Consider the following 18,153-nt stretch of genomic DNA (forward strand, 5'->3'; position numbering starts at 1 on the left):
TTAAATTATAATGGCAGTAGATTTACTACTAGGTTTACAATGGGGAGACGAAGGCAAAGGAAAAATTGTTGACGTCTTAACGGCTAACTACAATATTATTGCTCGTTTTCAAGGAGGCCCAAATGCGGGACACACACTTGAATTTGATGGTATAAAACACGTTTTAAGAACCATTCCATCAGGAATTTTTCATAAAGACTCTACCAATGTTATTGGTAACGGTGTTGTTATAGACCCTGTAGTATTTGCAAAGGAATTAGAAGGCTTAGATCAATTTGATATCGACTATAAATCTAAACTTATAATTTCAAGAAAAGCACACGTAATTTTACCAACGCACAGACTTTTAGATGCTGCAAGTGAAGCTTCTAAAGGAAAAGCAAAAATTGGTTCTACTTTAAAAGGAATTGGCCCAACTTATATGGACAAAACCGGTAGAAACGGTATTCGTGTTGGAGATTTAGAGCTTAGCGACTGGAAAGAAAAATACAGATCTCTAGCTAATAAGCACGAAGCAATGATTGAATTCTACAATGTAGATATTCAATACAACTTAAAAGAAATGGAAGAAGAATTCTTTGAAGCTGTAGAGGTGTTAAAATCACTACAATTCATAGATTCTGAAGAATATTTATACCAAGCACAAAAATCTGGAAAAACAATTCTAGCAGAAGGAGCTCAAGGTTCTTTACTAGATATCGATTTCGGAACCTACCCTTTTGTTACTTCAAGTAACACAACTGCGGCAGGTGCTTGTACAGGATTAGGTGTAGCACCAAACCAAATTGGTGAGGTTTACGGTATTTTTAAAGCATACACAACAAGAGTTGGATCTGGACCATTCCCAACAGAACTTTTTGATTCAGTTGGAGATGATATGGCTAGAATAGGTCATGAGTTTGGTGCAGTTACAGGAAGAGCAAGAAGATGTGGATGGTTAGACTTAGTAGCACTTAAATATGCTTGTCAAGTAAATGGTGTTACTAAATTAATGATGATGAAAGGCGATGTGCTTTCTGGTTTCAAAACACTTAAAATTTGTACAGCTTACAAATATAAAGGAGAAAAAATTACACATTTACCATATAATATTGAACCTGAAAACTTAGAACCAGTTTATTCAGAGTTTAAAGGGTGGAAAGAAGATTTAACTAAAATGACAGATAAATCACAATTCCCAAAAGAACTAAATGAGTATATAGCTTTCCTTGAAAAAGAATTAGAAATTCCTATTCATGTAGTATCTGTAGGTCCAGATAGAAAACAAACTATTTTCATGTAATAAGTTTAGAACTTACACTAAAGAACCTGTCTTGTATATACTTGACAGGTTTTTTTGGTATTAAAAATATCTTAATGACTAATACTGCATCATTTATATTAGTTATTTTTACCACAAATTTGAAATTTTGAAAGTAAAACCAATTTATATACTTACCCTCTTCTTTGCCTTTGCTTATACCCAAGCACAACAGCAAATAGAAATTAAATATTCTGGGTTTTTAGAATTTAAAGAAGAAGATACTCCTGGCTTAAAAGTCATGACTCGTGATGATTCTGGACAAATTCATATAGTACACGAAGGAATCGATATGTATTGCGACCAAGCACTTCTCTACTCCAACGATAATTTTGTAGAAGCCTACGGAAACGTAAAAATGCATCAAGGAGATAGCATTAATATGACTTCTAAATACGTGGAGTATAGCGGAAAAACAAAGCTAGCTTTTGCTAGTGGCGAAGTGGTTTTAAGAGAGCCCTCCTCTACCCTAACAACAGACACGCTGTATTTTGACAGAGCCAAACAACAGTCCTATTACAAAAGTGGCGGACAAGTAGTTCGAGATTCTTCAGGAACTATTACCAGCAGAATTGGTAGGTATTATATGAATGCAAAAAAATACCAATTTGTAAAAGATGTAGAGTTAGTTAATCCGGATTATACTATCCATACAGAACAGTTAGATTTTTATACCGAAACAGGTCATGCTTTTTTATACGGCCCTTCTACCATTAAAACAGCAGAAAGTAAGACCTACTGTGAAAAAGGTTTTTATAATACCGAAACCAAACAAGGCTATGCCGTTAAGAAGTCAAGAATAGATTATGACAACAGAATCTTTGAAGGAGATAGCATGTTCTTTGATAATAACCGAAACTTCGCTTCTGCCACCAATAATATTAAAGTAACAGATACAACAAATAAAAGCATCATTAAAGGGCATTATGCAGAAGTATATAAATTAAAAGACTCCGTATTTATTACCAAACGAGCATTAGCAATTACGGTGCAAGAAAAAGACACTGTATATATTCATGCAGATACGCTAATGGTTACAGGTAAAGCAAACAAACGAATTACCCGAGCTTTTAAAAATGCAAAGTTTTATAAATCCGATATGAGTGGAAAAGCAGATTCTATCCACGCAAACCACCAAACAGGTTTAACGGAACTTATAAACATATCTAAATCAAATTCAAAAGATGCTTTTAGCACCAAAAGACAACCGATACTTTGGAACTTAGGAAATCAAATGACTGGAGACACAATTCAAGTGAAGTCAAATCCTAAAACCGAAAAAATGGATTCCCTCTTGGTTTTTGATAATGCCTTCATTATTAGCAAAGACACATTAAATGCTGGCTATAATCAAATTACAGGAAAAACACTTACAGGTTTATTTGATGAAAACAATAAACTGAAGCAAGTAGATATCGATAAAAACGCCGAATCTATTTACTTTGCTAGAAACGATAAAAACGAATTAGTCGGGATTGACAAGTCTAAATCTGGTAGTATTAGCATATTCTTCCATAATGGAACGGTTGAAGAACTGCGTAAAATCAGACAAGTAGACGGAAAAACGTATCCGGAGTCCCAATTCCCTAAAAACGTTAGAAAGCTCCGTGGTTTCGACTGGCGTGAAGAAGAAAGACCTAAAAGCGTGGAGGACTTATTTAGTGATGACCCACCATTAAATCTTCCTATAATTAAAGGTTTAGAAGATTATGTACCACAAGAAGATTTTTTTGATGACGAAATGCTAAACCGTATGGAAGCTGCAGATAAGTCTGAAATTAAAAGATCAGAAAATACCGTTACAAATCCAAAGGCTTCTAGAAACCTTCCGGAACGTAAAAAGAAAGAAATTAGAGGTAAAAAAGAAACCATACAGGTTAAAGAAAGAAAACCACAAATATTACAACCTAAACAAGAATAGTGATTAAGAAAGATTTCATAACATATCAGGCGCAAACTTCGCCACACCCATTAGCTATGGAGGTTTCTCATGCTGAAGGGTCTTATATTTATGACAGCAACAATAAAGCTTTTTTAGATTTTGTTGCAGGAGTTTCAGCATGTACACTTGGGCATAAACACCCTAAGGTTAATACAGCTATAAAAGAGCAAGTAGATAGCTATCTACACGTTATGGTTTATGGTGAATACATTCAAAAACCTGCAGTAGAATTAGCAAAATTATTAGCGAGTCATTTACCCGATTCCTTAGAGAAAACATACCTAGTAAATTCTGGTACAGAAGCAATTGAAGGCGCTTTAAAATTAGCAAAAAGAGCCACTGGAAGATCGGAAATGATTGCTGCAAAAAACGCATATCACGGAAACACAATGGGCTCTATGAGTGTCATGGGTTACGAAGAACGCAAACAAGCTTTCCGCCCTTTACTTCCAAATGTGTCTTTTATTCAATTCAATGATGAAAAGGATTTAGAAAAAATAACCAATAAAACTGCTTGCGTTATTTTAGAGACAATCCAAGGTGGTGCAGGATTTATAGAACCAACAAACAACTACCTAAATAAAGTACAAAAACGCTGTAAGGAGGTTGGTGCTATTTTTATTTTAGATGAAATCCAACCTGGAGTTGGTAGAACCGGAAAACTTTTCGGCTTTCAAAACTACAATTGCGTTCCTGATATTCTAGTAACTGGAAAAGGTCTTGGTGGCGGGATGCCAATTGGTGCTTTTACAGCTTCTTCAAAGCTCATGGATTTACTACAAGACAACCCGAAACTTGGACATATAACTACTTTTGGCGGACATCCTGTCATAGCGGCTGCTGCCTTAGCGACATTAAAAGAGGTTACTGAAAGTGACTTAATGGCTCAAACCCTAGAAAAAGAAGCATTAGTACGTAAACACTTAGTACACCCTTTAATCACTGAAATAAGAGGAAAAGGATTAATGTTGGCAGCAATGACACCATCAGCAGAAATAACAAACGAAGTTGTTTTACAAGCTAAAGACGCTGGTTTAATACTGTTCTGGCTGCTATTTGAACCTAAAGCAATTCGAATTACACCTCCTTTAACTATTTCTAATGAAGAAATCATTAAGGGCTGTGAAATCATCATTAACATCTTAGATGGAATAAAAACCAATTAACTTTTTTAACCAACTATTAATCAACATATAAAAGCAATATGGCTCAATTGTTGATTACTTTGTTAAAAACATTTAACGCATTTATGGCTTTTTAGATGTTTAGTATAGTACATTTATTAAAGTAGAATAATGCAATTGCTTATGGAGTTTAGCCAAAACGATAATAATAATTTACCGCTTACAAAGTTTGAGTCGATGCTTAAAACAAACAATGTTTTATTTTTCGATTCAGAAGAGTTTGAGAATATTATTCATCATTATTTAAATCAAGGAAAAGTAGCTTTAGCGAAAAAGGCTATCAAACTTGGTTTGTCACAGCACCCTTCTTCAGTAAACCTAAGACTGTTTAAGGTAGAGGTATATATTTTTGAAAACGAACTAGATAAAGCAAACGCCCTGCTTAACGAGTTATATGTTTTAGAACCTAATAATGAGGAGATTTATATTCAGAAAGCGAATATTTTCTCTAAGCAAGACAACCACGAAAAAGCAGTAGATGTTCTTAAAAGAGCTTTAGAATTTGCTCAAGACACAACAGATCTTTATTCCTTAATTGGAATGGAGTACTTGTTTTTAGACAAGTTTGAAGAAGCTAAAGAATATTTCAAAAAGTGTTTAGAGCAAGATATTGACGATTATTCTGCGCTTTATAACATTATATATTGCTTTGATTTCCTTGACCAAAACGAAGAAGCAATTGAGTTTTTAAATGACTATTTAGAAACAAATCCATATTGCGAAGTCGCTTGGCACCAATTAGGAAAACAATATTACACTATAAAAGATTATGAAAAAGCACTATCTGCTTACGATTTTGCAATCATATCTGATGATACTTTTGTTGGCGCTTATTTAGAAAAAGGAAAAGTACTTGAAAAATTAAAAAGATACGAAGAAGCTATTGAGAGTTATAGTTTAACTTTAGAATTAGATGACCCTACTTCATTTGCTTTATTACGTATTGGACATTGCTACGAGAAATCAGGAAAGTATGATCTAGCAGCAAAATATTATTTCAAAACAGTACATGAAGATCCTTTATTAGATAAAGGATGGATTTCGCTTACAAAACTTTATAACAAGCAAAGAAACTACCAAAAAGCTTTACACTACATTAATAAAGCAATTAATATAGATTCTGAAAATATAGCATACTGGAAACTCTATTCGCAAATTAATCATCGTTTAAATTTTTTAGAAGAAGCTGAACGTGGTTACAAAAGAACTTTAGAACTTGGTAATTACGAATTAGATACTTGGATTGCTCGTGGAGATATTCTTATAAAACTTGGAGAAGCTGAAGCTGCTATTTTCAATTTTCTACAAGCTGCAGAATTTCATCCAGAAAGCGCAGAAATAGAATACAGACTTGCTGGTTTGTACTTTTTACAACACGAGACAGAAAAAGGAACATTTCATTTAAAAAATGCACTTCGCACCAATAAAGAATATGCTTTTATTATTGAAGAGCTTTTCCCTAATGTGTACCAAAAACCTCAAGTAAAAAGAATCTTACAATCCTAAGGATATCCTTCTTGAAATTTTAGAACGCAACTTACGAAGCTTTTTAACTTACTAAGTCGAAAAAGGTATTGCACCTTATTAAAAAATACTACCTTTGATTATCTAAAAAAGGTAAAGTATGCAAAGACGTTTTATAGACTATTTAATCATTTCATTAAAAGGAATGGCTATGGGAGCTGCCGACGCAGTTCCTGGAGTTTCCGGAGGTACTATTGCTTTCATCTCTGGTATTTATGAAGAACTTATAACAACCATAAGCAATGTAAACCTATCTACATTAAAGGTTTTAAAAACAGAAGGAATTGCTGCTTTTTGGAAAAAAGTAAACGGAAACTTCATCCTTGCTTTATTAACCGGAATCATTATAAGTTTCGCTTCTTTTATGAAACTTGCTAAGTACCTAATTGAAGAACATCCTATTTTAATATGGTCATTCTTTTTCGGACTCATTATAGCAAGTATATATTTTGTTGCAAAGCAAATTACAAAATGGAATACTGGATCTATTGCTGCTTTAATAACTGGAGCTGCTCTTGCTTATTATATTACGTCCTTACCTTCCATGGCAAGTAATGATAGTCCGTATTTCTTATTTTTCGCTGGAGCTATTGCAATTTGCGCAATGATTTTACCAGGAATTTCAGGTTCTTTTATATTAGTAATTCTTGGAGCTTACAAAACTTTAAGCAATGCAATAGACAGCCTAGATATTAAGAAAATTATCATTTTTGCTCTAGGAGCAGTTATAGGACTTTTAAGTTTTTCTCGTGTTTTAAAATGGCTATTTAAAAACTACCACAATACAACATTGGCTGTACTTACAGGTTTTATTTTTGGATCCTTAAATAAAATTTGGCCTTGGAAAAAAACGGTTTCCGTAATGAGTGATTCTACAGGAGAAATAATCTCATTTTCTAAAGTAAGTGAATTGGGTACGCTTTCGGTTTACCAAAAAGAATTACAGAATTTTGAAAGCTATAAAACAGTAGTAGAAAATAGCATCTTACCAAACCACTTTTCAGAAATCAACGGACAATTAGATGCGCAAATATTATATGCTGTTTTATTAATGATCGCTGGATTTTCAATTATATTTATATTAGAAAAAATAGGAAACAAAGCATAAATGCAAAGCACTAGAACATTTTCAGATAAAGTATTTTTAGTTCTAAAAGGACTAGGAATGGGAGCTGCAAATAAAGTTCCTGGTGTATCTGGTGGTGTTGTAGCATTTGTTGCTGGCTTTTATGAAGAGTTTATTTATTCGCTTCAAAAAATAAATTTAAAAGCCTTTAAATTATTCATCAACGGGAGATTTAAAAGCTTCTTTCAATATATAAACGGGAAGTTTTTAAGCTTGTTATTCCTCGGAATGATTATAAGCTATTTTAGTGTTTCAAAAATACTAGATTATTTAATTGTTCATTACGAACTCTATGTTTGGAGTGTATTCTTCGGAATGATTATAGGTTCCATTTACTATATAAGTAAAGATTTTAAAGATTGGAATTACCAAACCTACCTAGTACTGTTTATAGGAATTATAATAGGCGTAAGCATCAGTTTCTTAGATCCCGCAAAAGAAAATGACAACCTTTGGTTCGTGTTTTTCTGCGGTATTATAAGTGTTTCAGGTATGACTTTGCCTGGTTTCTCTGGCTCATTCATTTTAATTCTTTTAGGGAATTATGTTTTACTTTTAGTAGATTCTGTTAATGCCCTTGCAGATAGTTTTGCAGATGTAATTCGAGGAGATTTTTCGTTTTTACAAAATGACGAACGAACAAGAATGTTAAAGGTTCTTGCTGTTTTCACCATAGGATCGGTTGTTGGCCTAGTTACTTTTTCACACGTTTTAAACTATATTCTTAAAAACTATAAAAGCATTACAATAGCTTCTATAATAGGTTTTATTGTAGGTTCGCTTGGCGTTGTTTGGCCATTTAAAAAAACCATATTTAAAACCAAGGAAGACGGAAGTTTTCTAGTAGATTCTACAGGAAAGAAAATCATAGAAAATTACGAGCGTTTTATACCAGAATTAAATCAAGAAACTTACCTCGCTATTTTTTATGCTATCATTGGAGTCTTTATTGTTTTAGCATTAGAATACTACGGAAACAAAACTAGAAAGCAACATGCGTAAATTTGGATTAATAGGAAAGAACATAAGTTATTCTTTCTCTGAAAATTATTTTACAGAAAAGTTTAGAACAGAAAAAATCGCAGATACAACTTATCATACCTATGATTTAGATACGATTTCAGAGCTTCCGAAACTACTAAAGAAAAATAAGCAGCTAAAAGGTTTAAATGTAACTATTCCCTACAAAGAACAAGTAGTTCCGTATTTAGATGAAATCAACAAGCAGGCGAGAAAAATTGGTGCTATAAATACCATAAAAATCACCAAAAAAGGAAAACTAAAAGGGTATAACACCGATTATTACGGATTTAAACAATCTTTATTACCGCATCTAAAACCACACCATACATCTGCTTTGATTTTAGGAACTGGTGGAGCTAGCAAAGCAGTTGCATACGCACTAAAAAAACTAGGTATTAAATATTTTTATGTGTCTAGAAACATATCTGAAAAAGAAACTTTTACTTATCAAAGCCTAAGCAAATTTGCTATACAAAAGAACACAATAATCATAAATTGTACACCACTAGGAACATATCCAAACATAGATGCATGTCCTGATATTCCGTATCAAGAAATAACGGAAAAGCATTTGCTATTTGACCTGATTTACAATCCGGAAGAAACCAAATTCCTACAATTTGGAAAGCAAAAAAAAGCAACCACCATAAACGGTTTAAGAATGTTGCAACTTCAAGCCGATAAATCTTGGCAAATCTGGAACAAATAAGAATACTACTTTCTTTTTCTTGAAAATATTCCGCTTGTTTACTATCTTTAACGCTAGAGTATTTAACTAAATAAACATTTTTAAATGTCAGAGCAAGATAACCTGCTTCAAGCAGACGGAAAACCAGAAGAACAGTCTACAGAAAACACTGAAAACACAGTAGTAAATACAGAAACTGATTCTACAGAAGATCATGAAAATCGTGATGAAGTAATTGATGAAATCGAAGCTTCAAATGCAGAAGATGCCGAAGATGAAGGAACGCAAGAAAGGCACGAAATTGAAGTAAAAGATTATCATAAAATGGATTTGGAAGCTCTAGTTGTAGAGCTTGAAAAACTGGTTAAGTATGAAAAGGTACAAGCTATAAAAAAGCATGTTGAAGATATAAGAACCGAATTTAAAACGAAATTCAACACGCTTCTTGAAGAAAAGAAAGAAGAGTTTTTAAACGAAGGTGGAAATGAAATCGATTTCCATTACGCTAGTCCAATTCAGAAAAAGTTTAAAGATATTTATCGTGATTTTCGCGATAAATTAAATGCTCATTATAAAAGCATCGAACAAAACCATCAAAAAAACTTAGCAGAACGCCTAGATATTATTGAAGAAATTAAAGGACTAATTAATGTTGAAGAAAACATCAACACGACCTATAATTACTTCAAAAAACTTCAAGAAAGATGGAAAAACGCTGGTGCAATTCCAAGAGACAAATACAATACCGTTTGGAATAATTATCACCATAATGTAGAGGTTTTTTATGACTACTTACATCTAAACAGAGATCTACGAGATTTAGATTTTAAACACAATTTAGAGCAAAAGCAAAAAATTGTAGAAAGAGCTGAAGAATTGGCTAAAGACGACAATTTAAATCGTGCTTTTAGAGAATTACAAGTTTTACATAAAATTTGGAAAGAAGACTTAGGCCCTGTTGCGAAAGAGCACAGAGATGAAATTTGGAATAAATTTAAAGCTGCTACTAAAATCATTCATGACAAACGTCAAGAGTATTTTAAAGATTTAGATAAAATTTATGTACTAAACTTAAAAACGAAACAAGCTATTATTTCTAAAATAGAAGCTATTTCTAAACAGACTCCAAAATCACACAGTGCTTGGCAAAACAAAATCAAAGAAGTTGATGCATTACGTAACGAGTTTTTTAGCGCAGGAAAAGTACCGATAAAAGTTAACGAAGCTACTTGGACTAAGTTTAAAGTGGTTGTTAGAGAGTTTAATAGAAATAAAAACGCTTTCTATAAAAACCTAAAAAAGGATCAACAGGAAAACTTAGATAAAAAATTAGAGCTAATTAAAATAGCTGAAGCAAATAAAGACAGTGACGATTTTGAAACTACTACGCCATTAATGAAGAAAATTCAAAGCGAGTGGAAAGAGATTGGACATGTACCAAGAAAAGACAGCGATAAAATCTGGAAACAATTTAAAAGCGCTTGCAACCATTATTTTGACAAGTTTCACGCTACGAAAGAAGCAGAAAACAAAGAAGGTTTCGAGGTGTATAATAAAAAGAAAGAACTATTAGAAACCATGAAATCCTTAGAAATGAGTGGTGATAAGGATAAGGACCTAAAACTAATCAAAGTTCATATTAAGCAGTGGAAAGACCTAGGAACGGTTCCTTCAAACAAACGTTATATTGAAGGTAAGTTTAGCAAAACATTAGATGCTTTGTTTGACAACCTGAAAATGGATAAGAAAGAAGCAGAAATGATTAAGTTTGAAAATAAACTTGAAAGCTTAAGCAATGCTAACAATAGTAGATTCTTAGATAATGAACACTCTTTTATAAGAAAGAAAATTGATGAAATTAAAGGAGAAATTAACCAATTGGAAAATAATTTACAATTCTTTACAAATGTAAATGACGACAATCCGTTGGTGAAAGAAGTGCATAAAAACATTAAAAATCATAAAGAAGATTTAGCTCTTTGGAAGACTAAACTTAGCAAAATAAAAGAACTTTATTAGTTATAAAAAACTAAGCCCTATCTAAATACTTCAGTATTTAAATAGGGCTAGTAACTAACTAAACTAACTAAATCGTTATTACTTTTTTAGTAAAGAAATAACAATATTATAAAATGACACTTTAAAGTATTTGTTCTGCTATTAACCTATCTACCAATGAAAGTAGTGCCATTTATTATATATACGCAGGAAAATCTATTTTGGATTATTTAACTTCTAAAAAATTATATTTTTTTAGCTTCTTCCCAAAACACATCCATTTCCGCAAGGCTCATATCTTTTAAATCTTTATTTAAAGATTTAGCTTTTCCTTCTAAATATTGAAAACGATTTATAAATTTTTTATTTGTTCGTTCTAAGGCGTTTTCTGGGTTTATTTTTAAGAACCTAGCATAATTCACTAAAGAGAACATAACATCTCCAAATTCGCTTTCCATAGCGTCTTTATTACCTAGTTTCACTTCGTCTTTAAATTCCTGAAGCTCCTCCTCTACTTTTTCCCATACTTGACTACTTTCCTCCCAGTCAAACCCTACACCAGCAACCTTATCTTGAATTCTGTTTGCTTTCACAAGAGCTGGCAATCCTTTAGGAACTCCCTCAAGAACACTTGTTTTTCCTTCTTTAAGTTTCAGCTTTTCCCAATTTTGCTTTACTTCTTCTTCATTTTCAACAATAACATCTCCGTAAATATGCGGGTGCCTGTCAATTAATTTATCACAAATACTATTACAAACATCCGCGATATCAAAATCTTTAGTTTCGCTTCCTATTTTAGAGTAAAAAACAATATGTAATAAAACATCTCCCAGTTCTTTTTTCACTTCTTCTAAATCATTTTCCAGAATTGCATCACCTAGTTCATAGGTTTCTTCAATAGTTAAATGACGAAGCGTTTCCATGGTTTGTTTTTTATCCCAAGGACATTGCTCACGAAGTTCATCCATGATAGTTAAAAGTCTATCAAATGCTTTTAGTTGGTTTTCTCTAGAGTTCATAAAAAGTGTTTTGGCAAAAATACTAACAAAAAATCCAACTGTAGTAGTTGGATTTTTTTAAATATATGTATGTAAATGTTATTCTTCCTCTTCTGAAGTTGCTGTTGCTTCTTCAAAATCTAACATATTGTGTTTTTCTAATAAGTTATACCACTGAATGATTTTTTTAATATCACTAGCGTATACTCTATCTTCATCGTAGTTTGGTAAAACCTCAAAAAAGTATTCTTCTAATTTATCTTTACTTTCTTTATGACTAATAGAAGTTTGCTTACCACCTTCTTTTTCTTTGATTTTTTTAAATACTTCTTTTAAAGGTAACTCCTCTTGAAGCGTATAAATTGCTATTTCGCTTAATACACTAACATTGTCTTGCATGTTTACTGGAATCTTTTTTTGATCTATTAAAGATTCAACAATAAAACCACCTCTAGTTTGAGTAATTAATTTAAATAATCCTGGTCTTCCTGAAATGGATAATACTTTATCTAAACTCATATCTTAATTATTAAAGTCCGCAAATATATTTGTTTGCTTTGGCTAAACAAATTTTATCGTTTCTTTTTTTGGTTAGGGAATCTCATTTTATAATCAATATTGATTTTACCCTTAGAGATATTTGCTAATTTCCCTTTAATCAAACGTTTTTTTAGACTAGAAAGTTTATCTGTAAATAAAATACCATCTATATGATCGTATTCATGCTGAATAACTCTAGCTATTAAACCTTCGTAGGTTTCAGTATGCTTCTTGAAGTTTTCGTCAAAATATTCAATAGTGATTTTCGGCTTTCTAAAAACATCTTCTCTCACATCTGGAATACTTAAACAACCTTCATTAAAAGCCCACTCGTCTCCTTCTTCTTCAAGAATCTGAGCATTGATAAATACTTTTTTAAATCCTTTTAGCGTTTCTTGTTCTTCTTCTGTTAAAGACTCATCTTCAGCAAAAGGTTCTGTGTCTACTAAAAACAATCTAATTGGTAATCCAATTTGCGGAGCAGCTAAACCAACACCAAAAGCGTTGTACATTGTCTCGAACATATTAGCTATTAATTGGTCTAACTCCGGATAGTCTTTAGTAATGTCTGTACCTGTTTTCTTTAAAACAGGATCTCCATATGCTACAATAGGTAAAATCATGCGATATTTTAAGTAATTTCAGGCAAAAATACAATACTTCCGCTATTTACTAAGTAAAAAACAAAAAAAACTCCTTTAAATAAAAGGAGTTTTAAAATATTATTTATTAAAATTAAACTACTAATTCGAAATAATTACTTTTCTATTTATAGTTCCAAAATCGGTGATAATTTGCGCTATATAAATACCGTTTGCTAAATTAGACACATCTACAGACACTTTACTTAGGTCTGCTGCTTTAGTGCTTAACATTTCTTTTCCAGTAACAGAATAGATCTTTACTTTAACATTTGTGTTAATTCCTAATTCCACATTTAAACTGTTTCCTTTAGAAACAGGGTTTGGATAGACTTTAAGCATAGAACGAAACATCTTTTCAAATTCTGCTGCAGATAAACTTCCTCCGGTGTAATCACATATAATATCTCCAAAATCTACGGTAATATTATTTGGATCTGCTAAAGTAGATCCAGGTGTAATATTATAAACAGTGATTTCGTCTGAACATGAGATTAAAGTAAATACAATAGATTCTACAGTTACAGTTGGTGGTCTTTGCGAACAAGGCAAAGTTCCTGGGTCATAAACAACAATAAGTTTGGTTTCTGTTGCAAACGCATTTGGCGGGCAAAATTGCGCCTGTATTTGGTTTATTCCTAAAAACGCAAACACAAGCAATGCTAAGTAGTAGTTTTTCATATATAAAGATTTGAGTTCTATCAAATATACATAAAAACAAACCACAAACAACTAATTTATTAGCTAACAGACAATAAAAATTCGATATCAGGTAATTATTTGCAAAAAAATCCAATAAAAGTTACGGAATATGTAAGAAAAATACTTTTTATTTAGAATATAAATAACTCTGCAAGATGATAGTGGCACTTATTTCATCTACCAAAGCCTTATTCTTACGTTGCTTTTTATTCAGACCAGAATCAATCATCGTTTGAAATGCCATCTTAGAAGTAAAACGTTCATCTACACGTTTCATTGGCATTTCAGGAAAAGAAGCAGTAAATTTCTTTATAAAATTTTGAATGGCAGCTTCACTTTCTGAAACTTCATTATTTAGTTGTTTTGGTTCCCCAACAACAACAAGTTCTACTTTTTCGTTTTTAAAATAGTCGGTTAAAAACGGAATCAATTCTTTTGTCGGTACAGTTGTTAAACCAGAAGCTATAATCTGTAACTCATCGGTTACGGCAATTCCGGTTCTCTTAGTTCCAAAGTCTAATGCTAGTATTCTTTTCATCTGGATGCAAATTTAAACTTTATTCTGAAGCTTTAATAGCTATACCATATTTTTAATCTTAGCACTTAGTTTTATCAATTATAGATTTATCTTTGTAAATCATAGAAAAATAATTCAGCCCCAACTTTAATAGAGGCTTTAGAAATAAAATACCTTTTAAAATGAAAGAACTACAACAAATAATTGAAAACGCTTGGAACAATAGAGAATTACTTAAAGAAGAACAAACCATCTCTGCTATTAGAGAAGTTGTTAATTTATTAGATTCAGGTAAGCTTCGTGTTGCCGAACCAACAGAAAATGGATGGCAAGTTAATGAGTGGGTGAAGAAAGCTGTAGTTTTATATTTCCCTATTCAAAAAATGGAAACTTTTGAAGTTGGTATTTTTGAATATCATGACAAAATTCCTCTAAAAACTGGCTATGCCGAAAAAGGAATTCGTGTAGTACCTCATGCAGTTGCTAGACATGGTGCCTATATTTCTGCAGGAACCATATTAATGCCTAGTTATGTAAATATTGGTGCATATGTTGATGAAGGTACGATGGTGGATACTTGGGCAACGGTTGGTAGTTGTGCGCAAATAGGTAAAAACGTACATCTTTCAGGAGGTGTTGGAATTGGTGGTGTTTTAGAACCTTTACAAGCGGCGCCAGTAATTATTGAAGACGGAGCTTTTATTGGATCAAGATGTATTGTTGTGGAAGGAGTTCGCGTAGAAAAAGAAGCTGTTTTAGGTGCAAATGTCGTTTTAACCATGAGCACAAAAATTATTGATGTTACCGGAGATGAACCTGTAGAAACAAAAGGTGTTATCCCTGCTCGTTCTGTAGTAATTCCTGGAAGTTATACTAAAAAGTTCCCTGCAGGAGAATTCCAAGTTCCTTGTGCTTTAATTATTGGAAAACGAAAAGAAAGCACGGATAAAAAAACATCATTAAATGATGCTTTACGTGAATACGGAGTAGCAGTCTAGTATTAAAATGACAAATTATTACAAAAGCTTAAGCCTCTTTGCAAAGCGTATTTTATTAGTGGTAATAATATACCAACTTTGCAGGTTATTGTTTTTAATTTTCAACTTCAATACTTTTAATCAACCCTTCTTTAATACTTTTTTAGGAGGGTTACGATTTGACTTATCTGCAATTGCTTATATCAATATTCTTTTTGCAATATTACACTGCGTTCCGGGAAAATTCAAATATAGTAATGCTTACCAAAAGACACTGAAAGTAGTGTTCTACAGCGTGAACTTACTTTTTATAATCACTAATTTTATTGATTTTGAATATTATAAATTCACGGGAAGAAGAAGCACTTTCGGGATGATTACCGCCCAAGGAATGGAGCAGGAAATTTCAGGACTTATAGTTTCTTTCTTAATGGAGTTTTGGTATTTATTACTATTAGGTATTGCACTAGCTATTGCGTTCTACAAGGCTATTCCTAACTTAAAACTACCGGTTACAGAACAAGAATATTCAAAGAAAGATTATACCAAGCAAACCTTAATATTTTTAGGTGTAATGGGGTTAACCCTAGTTTTAGGTAGAGGTGGTTTTCAAAAAAAACCCCTTCGTATTATCGACTCTAGTGCTTATGGCGCATTAAATCATTCTGCTTTAATTTTAAACACGCCTTTCTGCATCTTAAAAACCCTAAATAAAAAAGAAGTTTTACGTAGTCCAAATTATTTTTCAAAGGAAGAATTAGATACTATATTCAGCCCAATTACTTCTATACAATCGGAACATGAAAACACTAAAAAGAATGTAGTCCTAATTATTTTAGAAAGTTTTGGAAGAGAAAACTTAAACATTGGTGCTACACCGTTTTTAGACTCCTTGATTACAGAATCTTATTATTTTGAAAATGGTTTTGCTAACGGAAAACTATCTATAGACGCAGTACCTTCTACGCTATCAAGTATTCCGAGTTTATTAAAACATTCCATTATCACTTCAAATTATGCTGTAAATAAAGTAAATGCACTTCCAAAAATATTAAAAGAAGAAGGATATCACACGTCATTTTTTCATGGTGCATTTAATGGAAGTCAAAACTTTGACCAATACAGTAAAGTAGCTGGTTTTGATGCCTACTTCGGAAAAGATGAATATGAAGGTCCAGAAGCTTTTGATGGACGATGGGGTATTTTTGATGAAGAATTCCTGCAATATTTCAATAAAACGCTAAGCACTTTTAAAGAACCTTTCTTTAGTACTATTTTTACTATTTCCTCACATAATCCTTATATTATACCAGAAAAATATACAAACAAATTTCCTAAAGGAGATACTAAAATATACGAAACAGTAGCCTATTCCGATTTTGCCTTAAAACGTTTTTTTGATGCTGCGAAAAAAGAAGATTGGTATAAAAACACCTTTTTTGTTATTACAGCAGACCATACTTCTGCAGGTAGTAAAAATAAAATCTATAACACCAATGTTGGAAAATTTAGGATTCCTATTTTATTCTTAGACCCTTCTAATGAAAATTTAAAAGGAGTCCACGAGAAAAACTTTCAGCAAATTGATATTCTACCTTCTGTATTAGATTACTTAGGAATTTCAAAAGAAACTATCAGTTTTGGGAAATCTTATACTTCCGACAAAAACTTCGTAGTTTACTATTTAGATAATATTTATCATGTTATTGAAGGTGATTACTATTTAGCTTTTAACGGAACAAAATCTTTAGCTTTATATAATTTCAAAAAAGATCCGTTGCTCCAAGAGAATTTAATCTCTATGGAAACAGAAAAAGCAAATACTTTAGAGAAGTTTATTAAAGCATATATACAATCATTTAATGAGCGTATGATAAATAATAATTTAACTTTATAGCACTTTTAACAACAAAGGCTTTTAATTTATCTGCATGAAAATACTAGTAATTCAACAAAAAATGATTGGCGATGTTCTTACAAGCAGCATACTATTTGAGGCTTTAAGAGCAAAATACCCCAATGCACAGTTAGATTATCTAGTTAATTCACATACGGTTCCGGTTATTGAAAACAACCCAAATATTGATAACTTAGTCCTATTTACAAATGAAGAGGAAAGCAGCAAACTTACCCTCTTAAAATTTGCTAAAAAGATTAAAAAGCAACAATACGATGTGGTGATTGATGTGTATTCAAAACTATCCAGTAACCTTATCACACTTTTTTCTGCTGCTAAAACTAAAATTTCTTATTACAAATCCTATTCCGCTTTTATATACACGCATAATATTAAACGTGCTACGAAAACCGATGAAAATTGTGGCTTAGCCATTGTAAACCGACTTCAGTTATTAAAACCTTTAGATATAACTATTGCGTCTGCAAAACCTAAAATTTATTTAACTTCGGAAGAATTAGAAACCAGTAAGAAATTTTTAACTACCAACGGAATCAACTTAAAAAAGCCTCTAATAATGATTAGTGTTTTAGGTAGTGGAGATAACAAAACCTATCCGTTTGCTTATATGGCAAAGGTTATTGATCAAATTGTTGCAACGACAGAAGCGCAAATTTTGTTTAATTATATTCCGAAGCAGGAAAAGGAAGCTAAAGCAATTTTCAACCTTTGTAAGACAGAAACACAAGCTCGTATTTACATGCATCTTTTTGGTAAAAGTCTGCGTGACTTTCTAAGCCTTACCGCACACTGTCATGCTTTAATAGGAAATGAAGGAGGCGCTGTAAATATGGCTAAAGCATTGAACATAAAAACCTTTACCATATTCTCAACTTGGATTGATAAAGATACTTGGAATATTTTTGAAGAAGAAACCATAAATGAATCGGTTCATTTAAAAGATTATAAGCCGGAACTATATAGCGGAAAAACCGAAAAAGAAATGAAGCCACAAGCGATGGAACTTTATAAGAAATTTACCCCTGATTTATTTCAGCAGAAATTAGATGCTTTTTTAAAATCTTTAAACCTTTAA

General features: G+C 32.0%; 16 protein-coding genes. 11 read left to right on the plus strand and 5 right to left on the minus strand.

Annotated features, from left to right (window positions below; genetic code table 11):
* Positions 1-10 precede the first annotated feature (10 nt).
* From DU428_RS10675 to DU428_RS10710, 8 genes are all read left to right on the plus strand, one after another.
* Positions 11-1,282 carry an adenylosuccinate synthase gene (locus tag DU428_RS10675; protein ID WP_072350754.1) on the plus strand — a complete coding sequence of 424 codons (1,272 nt, stop codon included), beginning with the start codon at positions 11-13 and terminating at the stop codon, positions 1,280-1,282.
* A gap of 127 nt (positions 1,283-1,409) precedes the next feature.
* Positions 1,410-3,221, plus strand: coding sequence for an OstA-like protein (locus DU428_RS10680; protein ID WP_243633507.1), 1,812 nt, complete (start codon positions 1,410-1,412; stop codon positions 3,219-3,221).
* A gap of 2 nt (positions 3,222-3,223) precedes the next feature.
* Positions 3,224-4,408, plus strand: a complete 1,185-nt coding sequence (locus DU428_RS10685) for an aspartate aminotransferase family protein (protein ID WP_072350855.1) — start codon at positions 3,224-3,226, stop codon at positions 4,406-4,408.
* A gap of 141 nt (positions 4,409-4,549) precedes the next feature.
* Complete coding sequence (locus DU428_RS10690) at positions 4,550-5,932, plus strand: tetratricopeptide repeat protein (protein ID WP_113966415.1); 1,383 nt, start codon at positions 4,550-4,552, stop codon at positions 5,930-5,932.
* A 118-nt stretch (positions 5,933-6,050) separates the two neighbouring features.
* Entirely contained in the window at positions 6,051-7,058 is a 1,008-nt protein-coding gene (locus DU428_RS10695) for a DUF368 domain-containing protein (protein WP_113966337.1), read from the plus strand.
* Positions 7,059-8,078, plus strand: a complete 1,020-nt coding sequence (locus DU428_RS10700) for a DUF368 domain-containing protein (protein WP_072350751.1) — start codon at positions 7,059-7,061, stop codon at positions 8,076-8,078.
* Positions 8,071-8,808 carry a shikimate dehydrogenase family protein gene (locus DU428_RS10705; protein WP_072350750.1) on the plus strand — a complete coding sequence of 246 codons (738 nt, stop codon included), beginning with the start codon at positions 8,071-8,073 and terminating at the stop codon, positions 8,806-8,808. The genes DU428_RS10700 and DU428_RS10705 overlap by 8 nt, the downstream gene beginning before the upstream one ends.
* An 84-nt stretch (positions 8,809-8,892) precedes the next feature.
* Positions 8,893-10,806, plus strand: a complete 1,914-nt coding sequence (locus tag DU428_RS10710; RefSeq protein ID WP_072350749.1) for a DUF349 domain-containing protein — start codon at positions 8,893-8,895, stop codon at positions 10,804-10,806.
* Positions 10,807-11,030: 224 nt separating this feature from the next.
* Here DU428_RS10710 and mazG read toward each other — a convergent pair whose 3' ends face one another.
* From mazG to ruvX, 5 genes are all read right to left on the minus strand, one after another.
* On the minus strand, positions 11,031-11,804 hold the full coding sequence (gene mazG / locus DU428_RS10715; RefSeq protein WP_072350748.1) for a nucleoside triphosphate pyrophosphohydrolase: 774 nt from the start codon (positions 11,802-11,804) through the stop codon (positions 11,031-11,033).
* A 78-nt stretch (positions 11,805-11,882) separates the two neighbouring features.
* On the minus strand, positions 11,883-12,302 hold the full coding sequence (locus DU428_RS10720) for a DUF5606 family protein (RefSeq protein WP_072350747.1): 420 nt from the start codon (positions 12,300-12,302) through the stop codon (positions 11,883-11,885).
* A gap of 53 nt (positions 12,303-12,355) precedes the next feature.
* Positions 12,356-12,946, minus strand: coding sequence for a peptide deformylase (gene def / locus DU428_RS10725; RefSeq protein WP_072350746.1), 591 nt, complete (start codon positions 12,944-12,946; stop codon positions 12,356-12,358).
* A 120-nt stretch (positions 12,947-13,066) separates the two neighbouring features.
* Positions 13,067-13,645, minus strand: coding sequence for a T9SS type A sorting domain-containing protein (locus DU428_RS10730; RefSeq protein ID WP_113966338.1), 579 nt, complete (start codon positions 13,643-13,645; stop codon positions 13,067-13,069).
* Positions 13,646-13,793: 148 nt separating this feature from the next.
* Positions 13,794-14,204, minus strand: coding sequence for a Holliday junction resolvase RuvX (gene ruvX / locus DU428_RS10735; protein WP_072350744.1), 411 nt, complete (start codon positions 14,202-14,204; stop codon positions 13,794-13,796).
* A 161-nt stretch (positions 14,205-14,365) separates the two neighbouring features.
* On the opposite strand from ruvX, the gene DU428_RS10740 reads away from it, so the two are divergent.
* Genes DU428_RS10740 through DU428_RS10750 form a run of 3 tightly spaced genes read left to right on the plus strand, consistent with a single transcriptional unit; the run spans position 14,366 to position 18,153 of the window.
* Complete coding sequence (locus DU428_RS10740) at positions 14,366-15,181, plus strand: 2,3,4,5-tetrahydropyridine-2,6-dicarboxylate N-succinyltransferase (RefSeq protein WP_113966339.1); 816 nt, start codon at positions 14,366-14,368, stop codon at positions 15,179-15,181.
* A 7-nt stretch (positions 15,182-15,188) separates the two neighbouring features.
* Complete coding sequence (locus DU428_RS10745; protein WP_113966340.1) at positions 15,189-17,057, plus strand: LTA synthase family protein; 1,869 nt, start codon at positions 15,189-15,191, stop codon at positions 17,055-17,057.
* Positions 17,058-17,091: 34 nt separating this feature from the next.
* Positions 17,092-18,153, plus strand: a complete 1,062-nt coding sequence (locus DU428_RS10750) for a glycosyltransferase family 9 protein (protein ID WP_113966341.1) — start codon at positions 17,092-17,094, stop codon at positions 18,151-18,153.

The sequence above is a fragment of the Oceanihabitans sediminis genome (assembly GCF_003337215.1).
GTDB classification, from domain to species: domain Bacteria; phylum Bacteroidota; class Bacteroidia; order Flavobacteriales; family Flavobacteriaceae; genus Oceanihabitans; species Oceanihabitans sediminis.